At 64.3% G+C, this 14,046-nt stretch carries 8 protein-coding genes; 4 read left to right on the top strand and 4 right to left on the bottom strand.

Going from position 1 to position 14,046, the window contains the following annotated elements:
• Positions 1 to 86: 86 nt before the first annotated feature.
• The gene (locus QQZ18_RS07245) at positions 87 to 851 is read right to left on the bottom strand and encodes a DsbA family protein (RefSeq protein WP_284539563.1); all 765 of its coding nucleotides are present in this window, start codon (positions 849 to 851) and stop codon (positions 87 to 89) included.
• Between the two features lie 36 nt (positions 852 to 887).
• Positions 888 to 2,258, bottom strand: coding sequence for a M48 family metalloprotease (locus QQZ18_RS07240; protein ID WP_284539561.1), 1,371 nt, complete (start codon positions 2,256 to 2,258; stop codon positions 888 to 890).
• 137 nt (positions 2,259 to 2,395) lie between these two features.
• Here QQZ18_RS07240 and QQZ18_RS07235 point away from each other — a divergent pair, with 137 nt between their 5' ends.
• Positions 2,396 to 3,544: a pyridoxal phosphate-dependent aminotransferase gene (locus QQZ18_RS07235; protein WP_284539559.1), complete on the top strand. Its 1,149-nt coding sequence runs from the start codon at positions 2,396 to 2,398 to the stop codon at positions 3,542 to 3,544.
• 220 nt (positions 3,545 to 3,764) lie between these two features.
• Here the strand turns inward: QQZ18_RS07235 and QQZ18_RS07230 are convergent, their stop codons facing one another.
• Entirely contained in the window at positions 3,765 to 6,404 is a 2,640-nt protein-coding gene (locus QQZ18_RS07230; protein ID WP_284539556.1) for an Rne/Rng family ribonuclease, read from the bottom strand.
• An 833-nt stretch (positions 6,405 to 7,237) separates the two neighbouring features.
• On the opposite strand from QQZ18_RS07230, the gene QQZ18_RS07225 reads away from it, so the two are divergent.
• From QQZ18_RS07225 to prfB, 3 genes are all read left to right on the top strand, one after another.
• Complete coding sequence (locus QQZ18_RS07225) at positions 7,238 to 8,473, top strand: N-acetylmuramoyl-L-alanine amidase (protein ID WP_284539555.1); 1,236 nt, start codon at positions 7,238 to 7,240, stop codon at positions 8,471 to 8,473.
• A gap of 226 nt (positions 8,474 to 8,699) precedes the next feature.
• A complete protein-coding gene (locus QQZ18_RS07220) occupies positions 8,700 to 11,177 on the top strand; it encodes a penicillin-binding protein 1A (protein ID WP_284539553.1) in 2,478 nt (825 codons plus the stop codon).
• Positions 11,178 to 11,424: 247 nt separating this feature from the next.
• Positions 11,425 to 12,556 (top strand): peptide chain release factor 2 gene (gene prfB / locus QQZ18_RS07215; RefSeq protein WP_284539551.1). Its coding sequence is split into 2 segments (ribosomal slippage): positions 11,425 to 11,493 and positions 11,495 to 12,556, totalling 1,131 coding nucleotides; the frame shifts between segments, so codons are not numbered across the junction.
• Between the two features lie 80 nt (positions 12,557 to 12,636).
• Here the strand turns inward: prfB and QQZ18_RS07210 are convergent.
• Positions 12,637 to 13,938: a peptidoglycan DD-metalloendopeptidase family protein gene (locus tag QQZ18_RS07210; RefSeq protein ID WP_284539549.1), complete on the bottom strand. Its 1,302-nt coding sequence runs from the start codon at positions 13,936 to 13,938 to the stop codon at positions 12,637 to 12,639.
• Positions 13,939 to 14,046: the final 108 nt, after the last annotated feature.

The raw sequence follows: 14,046 nt of genomic DNA, 5'->3' as shown, positions 1-14,046 counted from the left end.
ATAGGCATATGCCGCGCCGAAAAAAAGAGGCCGCGCCGATTCATCCCCGTCTGCCGGGTGCCTCCGCTCCCGGCGCCGATCAAAGATCAACAGGCAGTCTTGCCGCAGGCGCGCATTGCCTCGATCCTGCGGTTCAAATCGGCGAAGCCAACGGCGCCATAGACCATCTCGTCACCGATGATGTAGGCGGGGGTTCCGTTGATGCCGAGCTTGCGGGCGAGATCGTAGGAGTGATTGATCGCTTCGGCCACCGCCTGGGTACCGGCCGTCTCCTTCACCTTCGCCTCGTCGAGGCCCGCCTTGACCGCCGCTGCCAGCGCACGATCGCCGTCGGCCTGTCCCCGGATGCCCATCAGCTCGAAATGGAAGGCCTCGTAGGCCTTGGGATCGAGGATGTTGACGGCCGCCGCAACCTTGGCCGCCTCGACCGACCCCTCGCTCAGGATGGGAAACTCCTTGAGGATGATCTTGACGTCCTTCTCCTTGTCGAGAACGGCACGGGTATCGGCGAGGGCTTTCTTGCAGTAGCCGCAGTTGTAGTCGAAGAACTCGACGAGGGCGATCTTGGCATTGGGGTCGCCGAGGATCGACTGGTAAGGCGAAGAGAAGATAGCCTCCTTGTTCGCCTGGATGGCGTCCATCCGTCCCTGCTCCTCCGCCACCTTGTTGCGCGCGTCGAGCGCCTGCAATGCCTCGGTGATCACTTCGGGGTGTTCGAGAAGATACGACTTCACCACGTCGCCGATCGCTGCCTTCTGGCCGTCGGTGAACTCTTCCGCGTAGGCGGCGCAGGGGAGGAGAGTCGCGGCGACCAGCGTGACCGACAGTACTTTCCGGAAATGGGCAAACATGCGACTGCTCCTCGTTCCAGGCGGAAAAACGCCCGGTTATCTAGGTATCTTGTAGGTGACGATGTCGTCGGCGCGCAGCCAGGCCGGCGAGCCGGTCTTCAGCTTCTCCTGGGCGCGGATGGCATATTTCTTGGCCGTCTCGATGTCGCCCACGGCAAAACTTCCCTGCGCCGAGGCGAGATCGGCCATGGCGATGTTGTCTTTGCGCGCATAGGCGATTGCAAGTTGCCGATAGCCGACCGGCTGGTCTGGATCGTCGCCGATGCCCTTGTTGAGAGCTGCGATCGCCTCGTCGGTCAGCTTGCCGTCGCCGGTACCCACCAGGGCCTGCCCCAGAAGGACTCGGATCTGGCCGGCGTTCGGCGCCAGCGATACGGCCTTTCGCAAGGGCGCCACGGCGTCCCTCGGCTTGCCGGTTTCCAGCAGAATCTGGCCCTTCAGCTCCCAGAAATAGGGATTGTTGGGCGACCGTTTGATCAGGTCATCCATGCGGGCGACGGCCGACTTGGGGTCGGCGAAGCGGTAGGCGACGATGGCCCGGGCATAGTCGGCGGCGAGGCTGGTGTCCGATGGCGGATAAAGCCGCATCACGCTTTGGGCGTTGCGGGTGAAGGCGGCGAACTTGGCCCGGACGAGGTCATGCCGCGCCTGTAGGGCCGGATTGTCGGGCTTGTCGAAAAACTTCGACTTGTGGGCCAACTCGTCGATCATGGCGATGCGGTCAGCCGCCATCGGATGGCTCTGGATATAGGGGTCGATGTGCGCCGACATGAACATCTGCTGGTCGGCGAAGCGCTGGAAGGTCTCCAGCATGCCTTTTGCCGATTGTCCCGTCTGGGCAAGATACTTCAGCGCCAGTTGGTCGGCCGCGGTCTCGTTCTCGCGAGCGTACATCAGCAGGCCGCGCTGGCCGAACTGCATTCCACCGGTCGCGAGGGCGCTTGCCGCCGCTCCGCCGCCGCCCGCAGCACCTGCCGCGACGCCGCCGATGACGGCGAGCGCCGACAGAATCTGCATCCGGCGGATTTCTGACCTCAGTTGGGACAGGTGATTGGCGGCAAGGTGGCCAATCTCGTGAGCCAGCACACCGATCAGCTGATTGGGTGTCGTGGAGTCTATGATCGCACCGGCATTGACGAAAATATGCCGACTATCCGCTACGAAAGCGTTGAAGGTATCATCGTTGACCAGCTTGACCTGAACGTCCGCCGCACCGAGCCCGGCAGCCTTCAATATGGGGCGCGTGTAGTCGGTGATCAGGGCTTCCGCTTCGGCGTCGCGCAGCAGGGATATGCTGCGGCCCCGCTCGGCTGAGAGCGCCGGCAGGGTGGACGAGACGGCAACCGCCGCCGCCGTGAGGAGGGCGACGGAGGTTCGACGGAAGCTGATCATCATCGCGCGATTCATTGTCGGAAGTCTCGTCAGGGTGTCCGTAGCCTGATAAAGGGCAGAACGCATGCCGGGCGCAATGGAAAAATCAGAAGCGTCCGGTTGAGTGGCACAGTGCGGTCCATCTCTGGCAAAATCTTGGAGGCGAGGGAAGAATGCGGGTTTCGCAACGGAGTGATGTGGCTCCATTCCTCGCCATGGACGTGCTGTCCGATGCCAATCGGCTTGCCCGCGAGGGGCGGAGCATCGTCCATATGGAACTCGGCGAGCCCGGCGCGCCGGTGCCCGCCGCCGTCCGTGCCGCCGCCGAGGCGGCCCTGGTACGCGGCCGCGTCGGCTACACAGAGGCGCTCGGCATTCCCGAACTGCGCGCCCGCATCGCCCGCCTTTATGCCGACCGTTATCGCGTGGACATTCCCGCCGGACGTGTTGCCGTCACGGGAGGCTCGTCGGGCGCCTTCAATCTCGCCTTCCTCGCCATGTTCGATGTTGGCGACCGCGTGGGCCTGCCGACGCCGGGCTATCCGGCCTATCGCAACATCCTGACGGCTCTCGGTCTCGAAGTGGTCGAAATCCCGACGACCGCCGAGGCGCGCTGGCAGGCGAGCGCCGCCGCCATAGAGAAGGCGCATGCCGAGCGTCCGCTGGCCGGTATCGTGGTGGCAAGCCCCAACAATCCCTCCGGAACCATGATGACGCGCGACGGTCTCAAGTCGCTGGTCGCTGCTTGCCGCGACATGAACATCGCCCTCGTCATGGACGAGATCTATCACGGCCTCGTCTATGCCGGCGACGAGGTCACGGCCCTGGAATTCTCCGACGACGTCGTGGTCGTCAACTCCTTCTCCAAGTACTTCTGCATGACCGGTTGGCGCATTGGCTGGATGGTGCTGCCGGAACGACTGGTGCGGCCTGTCGAGCGCATCGCCCAGAACCTCTTCATCTCGCCATCGGAACTTTCGCAACGCGCCGCCCTCGGCGCCTTCGAGGCGACGGAGGAACTGGAAGCGGTCAAGGCCGGTTATGAAGCGAGTCGCCGGCTGCTTCTGGGGCGAATGCCGGAGATCGGTCTCGACCGATTCCTGCCTGTCGACGGCGCCTTCTATTTCTATGCCGACGTCAGCCGCTATACCAACGACAGTCTCGATTTCTGTCGCCGCATGCTGAACGAGGCGGGCGTAGCGGCAACGCCGGGGCTCGATTTCGACACGGGGCGCGGCTCGTCCTACGTGCGTTTTTCCTTCGCGGGGCGGACCGATGATATCGCGGACGCCTGCGAACGGCTCGGTACCTGGCTGAAGTAGCCGTCTGCCCCAAGGATCCCTGGGCTCGAAGCCAATTTTCCGCGCCGACTGGGGTCGGGACTCGTTCGCCTCATGGCGGTCGTCGGCGTGAGACACTTCCGGCAATTCCGAATGACATCGGATGCTTGTTGAAGCTCCCTTGAGGTGGCTGGTCCCCGAACGACAAGGCCGCCCCAGGGGACTGGGGCGGCCTCGATCGAACTTTGCTTGGGCTCGTTCCTCAGAAGAAGGAGCGGCGCTGCCACCAGCCAGTCTTCTTCGGCTGATTGGGGTCGGGTTCCGGTTCCGGCTCGGCTTCCGGTTCGGGTTGCCGCACCGGCTCGTTGGCCTCGACCGACTTCTCGACCAGTTCCGCGACGCTCTCAATCGGCGCATGGATGGGCGCGGCGATCTCAGCCGTTTCTTCCGGAGCCTCTTCGGTCTCGCTTGCCAGCGTCTCGACGGGTTCGTCGTTCAGCACGCTCGGGGCGGCGACCACTTCCACTTCCACATCGCTGGCGTCGACAACGGGCTCGGCTTCGATGTCGTTGATCGCCACCTCAGCGGGAGCCGACTCGCCGTCCTGGGTGGCAGCGGTTGCCTCTGCTCCAACGTCTTCCTCGAGCTGATGCCGGCGGCGACCGCCGCGACGGCCGCGACGACGCGATCTGCGGCGCTGCTCGCCCTCACTCTCGCCCTCGGCGCGTACTTCGCCCTCGTCTTCCTCGGAGGTGTCGTCGTCACCTTCGGTCGACGGCTGCTCGGCGCTCTCGCCGGTCGCGTCCTGGCCCTCGCCGTTGACGGCATCACTGCCGTCGGTCCGCCGACGCCGACGCCGACGCCGCTTGCGGCGGGCATCTCCGTCGCCACGCTCTTCGCGCGACGACTGAGCCTTCTCAGTCTCCGCTTCCTCGTCGTCCTCTTCCTCGATCTCCTCGTCGATCTCCTCGTCGTAGGGCTGGACGCTTTCCGGCGTCAGCGTCGGCGCGGGCGGCGGCGGGGCCGGGTTGAGGATGATCTCGCCACGCTCGACGGCGAAGTGCTGCGATCCGAGGTGTTCGTCGGCAGCGATGATGATCGTGAGGCCGAAGCGAGCCTCGAGATCGGACAGATGCTTGCGCTTCTGGTTGAGGATGTAGAGCGCTACCGCCGACCGGGTACGAACGGTCAGGTGATGCGTCACCCCCTTGATCAGCAGGTCTTCCAGCGAACGCAGAACGTGTAGCGCCACACTTTCGGTGGAGCGGACGATGCCGGCGCCGAGGCAGTGCGGGCAGAGCTCGGTGGAGCCTTCCAGAACGCCGGTGCGGATGCGCTGGCGGCTCATTTCCATGAGGCCGAAGTGCGAGATGCGGCCCACCTGGATGCGGGCGCGATCGTTCTTCAGGCAGTCCTTGAGCTTGCGCTCCACCGCCTTGTTGTTCTTGGCCTCTTCCATGTCGATGAAGTCGATCACGATGAGGCCGGCAAGGTCACGCAGACGGAGCTGGCGGGCCACCTCCTCGGCGGCTTCGAGGTTGGTGGCGAGCGCCGTATCCTCGATGTTGTGCTCGCGCGTCGATCGGCCGGAGTTGACGTCGATGGCGACGAGCGCTTCCGTCTGGTTGATGACGAGATAGCCGCCCGACTTCAGCGTCACCTGCGGCGAGAACATCGCATCGAGCTGCGGTTCTACGCCGAAGCGGCCGAACACCGGGATCGGGTCGCGGTAGGGCTGGACGTTCTTGGCATGGCTCGGCATGAGCATGCGCATGAAGTCCTTGGCCTCGCGATAGGAGTCTTCGCCGGCAACCAGGACTTCGTCTATGTCCTTGTTGTAGAGGTCGCGGATCGAGCGCTTGACCAGCGAGCCTTCCTCGTAGACGAGGCTCGGCGCCGACGAGCGAAGCGTCAGCTCTCGAACGTTCTCCCACAGACGCAGGAGATACTCGAAGTCGCGCTTGATCTCGGTCTTGGTACGGGCGGCGCCGGCCGTGCGCAGAATGACGCCCATGCCTTCCGGCACGTCCAGCTCGTGGGCGATTTCCTTGAGGCGCTTGCGATCCTGCACGTTGGTGATCTTGCGCGAGATGCCGCCGCCACGTCCCGAATTGGGCATCAGCACCGAATAACGGCCGGCCAGCGAAAGATAGGTGGTCAGCGCGGCGCCCTTGGTGCCACGCTCTTCCTTGACGACCTGAACCAGCAGCACCTGCCGCCGCTTGATCACTTCCTGGATGCGGTACTGGCGCGCCCGGCGAACGCGGCGCTCCGGCACCTCTTCCAGCGCGTCTTCGGCGCCGACGCTCTCGACGTGCTCTTCCTCGTCGTCGCTGCCACCATGGTCTTCGCCATCGTCATTGATGGTCTCGACCGACTGGTCGTCGTGAATGTCGATGATGCCGCCGGTATCGGGCACCGGCACTTCGTCGTCGATCACTTCGATGACGGGCGTCGCCTCGTGGGCGCTCATTTCACCGGCCGGCTGCGGCTCGCCGTCCTCGGCGAACGCTTCGCTCACCGTCTCGGCGGGGCGCGAAGCCGCTTTCGCGGCCTGTGCGCGGGCCTGCCGGTCGCGGTGCATCCGGGCGCGCCGCTCGGCCTCCTCGCGCTCTTCGGCCTCTTCGGCTTCGATCAGCGCCTGACGGTCGGCCTGCGGGATCTGGTAGTAGTCGGGGTGGATTTCGGAGAAGGCCAGAAAGCCGTGGCGATTGCCGCCGTACTCGACGAAGGCCGCCTGCAAGGACGGTTCGACGCGCGTCACCTTGGCAAGATAGATATTGCCTCTGAGCTGCTTTCTAGTCGCCGACTCGAAATCGAATTCCTCAACGCGGTGTCCACGCACCACAACCACCCGGGTCTCCTCCGGGTGGGTGGCATCGATCAGCATCTTGTTGGCCATAAAGACTGACTCCCGGCCGTGTGCGCCCTCTGCACCGCCGCGACACCGCTGGGAGACTCCGAAGAGCCCTCCCTGGAATCGTCGCGCGCTGGAAGGGGCCGCACCGGCCGTCGATAAGGGGGATGGGAATGGGGAAGGGTGCCGGACCGACCGAAACCGCAAATCGAGAAGAGGCCGATGCTTTGCGCCATCCTGCCTCTTCGACGATCTGCTTTGGCCTCACGACTTTCACGTCCGGCACGTTCTTTCTTTTCAACACCGTCGTTCCTGAAAAGCCCGCTCGGCGAAAGCCAATACGGGGGAACGGCGACGAATGCCTTGTTGGGCGGCCTCAATGGCCGCGCACCGAAGCGCCGATCTTTTCGGTGGATCTACGGGCGTCCTCATATGCTTCCCGCTGCACGGCACGTGGCCGGGCGAAAAACAACAAGCGAAGGTCCGGGTTCCACGCATCGGCCGGAAAACCACACCGGCGGCTGCACAGACCTCTCGGCCCTCCGACTGCCGGTCATGATCCTCCCGCTTTTCAAGCAGGAGGCGAACCGGCTGGACGCTCTCAAGTACCGAGAGCAAGGATTCGGGCTCCGATCTCTTATTACTTGCGTGAAGTCCCATATGCAAGGCGATCAAATAGGCCGCCAATCAATTCCTCGCAATGTGAAGTGTTTGCCGATCCGAGCGCCCGGACTTACAAAATGGTTAACCAAATTGGTCTAGGTACTGGAGGATCACTGCCTCCGATCCACGGAAGAAGCGTCCGTGCGGAGAGGGGAGTTGCCATCTCGTCCGTCTGTGGCAGTTTGGGCCGCCCATGGGATCGTGGGAGCGATCATTTGACGACCGTTGCAAACCGCTTCGCAGTCTTTCTCCGCACCGTCATGCTGGCGGCAATGGCGCTTGCCTGCCTGACGGCGGGTGCGTTTGCCAGCGATCCGCCGGTGGCGACGGACGGCCGCGTCGTCGGCGACGAGAGCCGCACCCGTTTCGTGCTCGATCTTTCGGGGGAAGTCGATCTCAGCGCCTTCACCCTGGACGAGCCCTATCGTGTCGTCATCGACCTGCCCGAGATCGACTTCCGTCTGCCGTCCGGCACCGGCAGCACGGGGCGAGGTCTCGTAAGCGACTGGCGCTACGGACAGTTCGCGGCCGGTCGGTCGCGCATCGTGCTGGATGTCACCGGTCCGGTGAAGATCGACAAGGCCTTCGTGCTGCCGGCCGTGGAAAATCAGCCGGCCCGCATGGTTCTCGACCTGCTCAAGACGACCTCCGCCGCCTTCGAGGAGGAGCAGAGGAAGAGCCAGCTTGCTCGCGACGAGGCCAACCAGCCGGTCCAGAAGGCCGATCAGTTGCCGCCTCCCGATCGCAGCAAGCGTGAGAAGCCGCTGATCGTCATCGATGCGGGCCACGGCGGCGTCGATGCCGGCACCGTTTCCGCCTCGGGCGTGCTTGAGAAGGATATCGTCCTGGCCTTTGCCAAGAAGCTGCAGGAGCGCCTCGAGCAGACCGGCAAGGTCGCGGTTCTTTTGAGCCGTACCGACGATACGTTTCTGCCGCTCGGCTCCCGCGTCCAGTTCGCGCGCGATCATGCCGCCGATCTCTTCCTTTCCATCCACGCCGACTCCGAGCACGAGGGCTCGGTGCGCGGCGCCACCGTCTATACGCTGTCCGACAAGGCCTCGGACCGCGAGGCCGCTGCGCTCGCGGCCAAGGAAAACGCGTCCGACCTGATCGCCGGCCTCGACCTTCAGCAGGAGGCCGACGACGTGACCGATATTCTGGTCGACCTTACCCGGCGGGAAACGAGAAATTTCTCGGCCGCCTTCGCCAACGGACTCATCGGCGATCTCGCCTCCGCGACCCGGATGATCAAGAATCCGCGCCGCTCCGCCGGATTCCAGGTGCTGAAGGCCCATGACGTGCCCTCGGTCCTGGTGGAAATCGGCTATCTCTCCAACGATCAGGATGAGAAGTTGCTCACGTCTGACGAGTGGCGGTCTCGGGTCGCCGACGCCGTCACGCAGGCCGTACTGCGTTTCTTCGGCCAGAAATATGCCTACCTCGGCAAATAGCCGAAGCCGACCGACTGTTGCCTGCGGGCAACGCCACGGCCCCGCCTTCGCCACAAAGAGCGGCGAACGTCCGCGCTCACGGAAACATTCGCAATTTGCGGCGTTTTGAGGTATCGGCTGGCCCAAAAGCCGACGCATGAGCATCCGGCGAGCCGGACTTTGCCACGCCGCCGCGACGGACACATACGCTGGCGCGGCCGGTGTCGACGGGATTGATGGACGGAATATGGTCTTCGTAAGATTCTTCGGCTGGGTCTTCTCGATCGCGGCGTTGCTGTTCCTGGTGGCGGCCGGCGGTGTCGCCGTCTATATCCATTCCCTCAGCTCCGATCTGCCCGACACCAACCAGTTGCGCAATTACCAGCCGCCTGTGGTGACGCGCGTTCACGCTGCCGACGGCGAGCTTGCGTCCGAATACGCCCATGAACGTCGTTTGTTCATGCCGATCCAGATGATTCCCGACCGGGTCAAGCAGGCCTTCATCTCGGCCGAGGACAAGGGCTTCTACACCCATCCGGGCATCGATCTCATCAGCCTCGCCGGCGCGGCGGTCAAGAACCTCGACACCCTTGTGTCAGGCTCCAACAAGCGCATGGTCGGCGCCTCGACGATCACGCAGCAGGTCGCCAAGGTTTTCCTGCTGACCAACGAGCGCACCATCGATCGCAAGATCCGCGAAGCGATGCTGACCTTGAAGATCGAGCAGACCTACACCAAGGATCAGATCCTCGAGCTCTATCTCAACGAGATCTATCTCGGCTTCCGTTCCTACGGCGTTGCCGCCGCCTCGCTGGCCTATTTCGACAAGCCCCTCGCCGATCTGAAACTCGAAGAGGTCGCCTTCCTGGCCGCGCTGCCCAAGGCGCCGGAAAACTACAATCCCTATCGCAATCGTCAGGCTGCCGTCGAACGCCGTAACTACGTCATCCAGCAGATGATGGAAAACGGCTATGCGACGCGCGAGGAGGGGGAGGCTGCGCTCAAGGCGCCGCTGGTCATCGCCGAGCGCAACCAGTCGGCCAAGGTCTTCGCCTCAGACTACTTCATCGAGGAGGTGCGCCGCTCTTTGCTCGCCATGTATGGCGAGAAGGGGCTTTACGAAGGCGGCCTCTCCGTCCGCACGACGCTCGACCCGAATATGCAGGTGATCGCTCGTGGCGTGCTTCAGCGGGCGCTGTTGCGCTATGACGAAGCGCACGGTTGGCGCGGCGCCAAGAAGCAGATCGACATCTCCGGCGACTGGGGCATTCCACTGGCCGCCGAGGCGGCACTCTCCGACGTGCCCGAATGGAACCTCGCCGTCGTGCTCGGCTTCGACGGCGACGCCGCCCGAATCGGCCTGCAGCCTTCCAAGGGACCGACTGGAAAGGTGAATGACGAGCGCGTCGAGGGCGTCATCCCGCTCGATCAGTTGAAATGGGCGAAATGGGAGAGCGGCCCCAAGCGCGGCGCGGCGATCAAGGCCGCATCGGATGTGCTGTCGGTTGGCGACGTCATCTACGTCGAGAAGACCGGCAATGCCATCGGCACGCTGGAAGCCTATCGCCTCCGTCAGTTCCCGGGCATTTCCGGCGCCCTGGTGGCCATGGACTCGACCACCGGTCGCGTCCGCGCCCTGGTCGGTGGCTTCTCCTTCGCCGAAAGCGAGTTCAATCGGGCGACGCAGGCCATGCGCCAGCCCGGCTCGTCCTTCAAGCCTTTCGTCTATTCGGCCGCTCTCGACAATGGCTACACGCCGGCGTCGGTCATCATGGACGGGCCGATCGAGATCGATCAGGGGCCGGGCCTCGGCATGTGGCGGCCGCAGAACTATGGCGGCGGCTACGCCGGTCCTTCGACGCTCAGGACCGGCATCGAGAAGTCGCGCAACCTGATGACCGTCCGCCTCGCCCAGGACATGGGCATGCCGCTCGTCGCCGAATATGCCAAGCGTTTCGGCATCTACGACAACATGCAACCGGTCCTCGCCATGTCGCTTGGCGCCGGCGAGACGACGGTGATGCGGCTCGTCAATGCCTACGCCATCATCGCCAACGGCGGGCGCCGCGTGCAGCCGACCCTGATCGACCGCGTTCAGGACCGTTTCGGCCGGACCATCTATCGGCACGACCAGCGCGTCTGCGAGGGATGCAATGCCGGGGACTGGAAGGGGCAGGACGAGCCGCAGCTGGTCGACGAGCGCGAACAGGTGCTCGACCCGATGACGGCCTACCAGATCACGTCCATGATGGAAGGCGTCGTCCAGCGCGGCACTGCCACCGTGGTCAAGAGCCTCAATCGTCCGATCGCCGGCAAGACTGGTACCACCAACGATGAGAAGGACGCCTGGTTCGTGGGCTTCACCCCCGAGCTGACCGTCGGCATCTTCCTCGGCTTCGACACACCGAAGCCGATGGGCCACGGCGCGACCGGCGGCACCATGGCCGCACCCGTCTTCCGCGACTTCATGGCCCAGGCTCTGGCCGGTCAGCCGCCGCAGGAGTTCAAGGTGCCCGAGGGCATGGTGCTGATCCCGATCGATCGCAAGACAGGCATGCGCGCCTACGAGGGCGAGAGCGCGATCATCGAAGCCTTCAAGCCCGGCACCGGCCCGTCCGACGTCTACTCGGTCATCGGTGGCGACGGCATGGCCTGGGGCGTGCCGACCGAGGTCAACCCCGAAGCCGACAAGGCGGCGGTGACCGGTACCGGCGGTCTCTATTGACCACCGCATCTCGGCGCCTCATCTGTGGGTGTGATCGCTCGAAGTCGCCTCCCACGGCTTCCGGCGCCAAGCGGTGTTGGCTCGGAACGCGGAAGCCAAGGCCGGAGGCCGCTGGCGCCTGAGGCGGAAAAGGCAGTTTACATCGGCGGTATCCATTCCTATGGTCCGCCGCGCCCGTGCTCGACGACGGGCGCCACCGATGCCTTTCGCTTCGGTGCCCACTCAACCTCCTGACCGGAGCTCACACATGCGAGCCGAAATCGAGGCCATCGTCGACGAGATCAAGCAGGGTATGGCCCTGCTGAGGAGGCATCTTTGACTGGGATGCCTCCCAGCAGCGCATGGCCGAACTGAACGGTTTCGTCGAAGATCCAACCCTCTGGAACGATCCCGAACGCGCGCAGAAGATCATGCGCGAGCGAACCGATCTTGAGAGTCGAATCAACGGCTATCTCAAGCTGGACCGCGATCTCAAGGACAGCATCGAGCTGATCGAGCTCGGCGAGATGGAGGATGACGCCACCGTCGTCGCCGATGCCGAGAACACGCTGCGCGGTCTCAAGGACGAGATCGCCCGCCAGCAGGTGGAGTCCATGCTGTCCGGCGAGGCCGACGCCAACGACACCTACATCGAGGTGAACTCGGGCGCCGGTGGTACGGAGAGCCAGGACTGGACCAACATGCTCCTGCGCATGTACACGCGCTGGGCGGAAAAGCGCGGTTACAAGGTCGAGATTCTGGAAGTCCACGACGGCGAAGAGGCTGGCATCAAGAGCGCCACGGTGCTCGTGAAGGGCCACAACGCCTATGGCTGGATGAAGACCGAGTCGGGCGTGCATCGCCTCGTCCGCATCTCGCCGTTCGACAGCCAGGCGCGCCGGCACACGTCGTTCTCCTCGGTCTGGGTCTATCCCGTGATCGACGACAAGATCGAGATCGAGATCAACGAAAGCGACTGTCGCATCGATACCTACCGCGCACAGGGCGCTGGTGGCCAGCACATCAACACTACCGACTCGGCGGTGCGCATCACCCACTATCCCTCGGGCATCGTGGTGTCCTGCCAGGCCGAGCGTTCGCAGCACAAGAATCGTGCGACCGCCTGGAACATGCTGCGCGCGCGCCTCTACGAAGCGGAGCTGAAGAAGCGCGAGGAAAAGGCCAACGCCGAGAACGCCGGCAAGACCGACATCGGCTGGGGGCATCAGATTCGCTCGTATGTCTTGCAGCCCTACCAGTTGGTCAAGGATCTCCGGACCGGTGTCGAGAGCACCTCGCCGTCCGACGTGCTCAACGGCGATCTCGACGGCTTCATGGAAGCCGCTCTGGCCCAGCGCGCCTTCGGCAAGCAGCCGGCCGAGATTTCGGACATCGACTGATAGTGACGCATCGAAAATAGAAAAGGCGGGGTGCCGAGAAGCGCCCCGCCTTTTTCATGTCCGGGTGACTTTCAATGCCGTCAGGGCAGAAGGCTGGCCAGCTTGTTGCCGGCATTGATGTAGTTGACGGGATTGAGCGGTGAGCCGTTGGTGCGCGTTTCGTAATGGAGATGCGGCCCGGTGGAGCGTCCGGTGGAGCCGACTTCTCCGATGACGGTATCCCGCGTCACGCGGTCGCCCACACGGGCAACGATGCGCGACATGTGCCCGTAGCGCGTGGTGACGCCGTTGCCGTGATCGACCTCGACGAGGTTGCCATAGCCGCCGGACCAGCCGGCCACCGTGACGACGCCCGGCGCCGTCGGCTTGATGTCGGTGCCGGTGGGCGACCGGAAGTCGATGCCGGCATGGAACGCCAGCGAACCGAGGAACGGGTCGCGGCGCGATCCGAAGTTCGAGGTCATGTCACCGCCGGGCAGGGGGCGGATGAGTGGCAGACGGGCCGCGGCGGCCTTCACGAGCGCGATGCGGCCGAAGGCCTGATCGGCCTCCTGCATCGCCGCCGTGAGCGCCTGGGCGCCGACGATGGGGATATAGGGGCCACCAACCGCATCCTCGGAGTCTGCCGGCGCTTCCGGCACGTTCACGCGCAGTCCGGCATCGGCAATGATCTCGACCGCCGCGTCGACGCGGGAGTTGGCAGCCTCGGCAATCGCCTCCACGGCTTTCGCCTGGTCGGCATCGACAGCGGCGAGGTGCTTGGAAATCGCCTTGAAGTCGGGCTTGCCATCGGCCGTGCGCAGGTCGGCCTTGGGCGCGGCAGGGGCCCCGCCGGCCGCCGTCAACGCGTCGAACTGACGGTCGATCAGGCTTGCCCGACCGGAGTCGGCGTAGGCGTTTACGGATCCCGTCACGTCGGCCGGATCGAGCGCCGCCCGCCTGTCGGCGGGTACCGCTGCGTTGCTGTTGTCTATGAGGCCGATGCTTCGCGCCTTGTCGATCAGCTCGCCGACTGCCCGCTGACGGTCGGCGATTCCCTGCTGGGCCGACATGATCTTCTCGACCTTCTCGTCCATCGCCACACTGTCGAGAATCTGCCGGCTGGAAATCCGGTCGATCTCGGAGCGCAGGCGGGCGATGCGGTCCTCATAGGCCTGCTGCATGTCGGCGTTGCGCTCGCGCACGAGATCGAACAGGTCGTCGCGAAACACCAGATAGGTGGTCGCAGCCAGGAACCCGAGCGATACCGCCAGGAACAGGGTAAGGCCGCCGAACAGGGCCAGTGGGCTGAAGGTATAGGTGCGTGTGTTGTCCCGGCTGATGATGACGATGCGTCTCGCCGAGGTCTGGCTACGGTATCGATCTGCGGCTTGTGGTCTCATCAACGCAACGCTCCAGGCAGGTCCCGACCGCACCGCCGCGTGCGGCGGGCGGAACCCCGTTGGAGCGATTAGAAACCGTTAGGGTTAATGAAGGCTTGAAGCGCGATG

The organism is Pleomorphomonas sp. T1.2MG-36 (genome assembly GCF_950100655.1).
Classification (GTDB): Bacteria; Pseudomonadota; Alphaproteobacteria; order Rhizobiales; family Pleomorphomonadaceae; genus Pleomorphomonas.
This window is presented reverse-complemented; position numbering and strand designations above follow the sequence as displayed.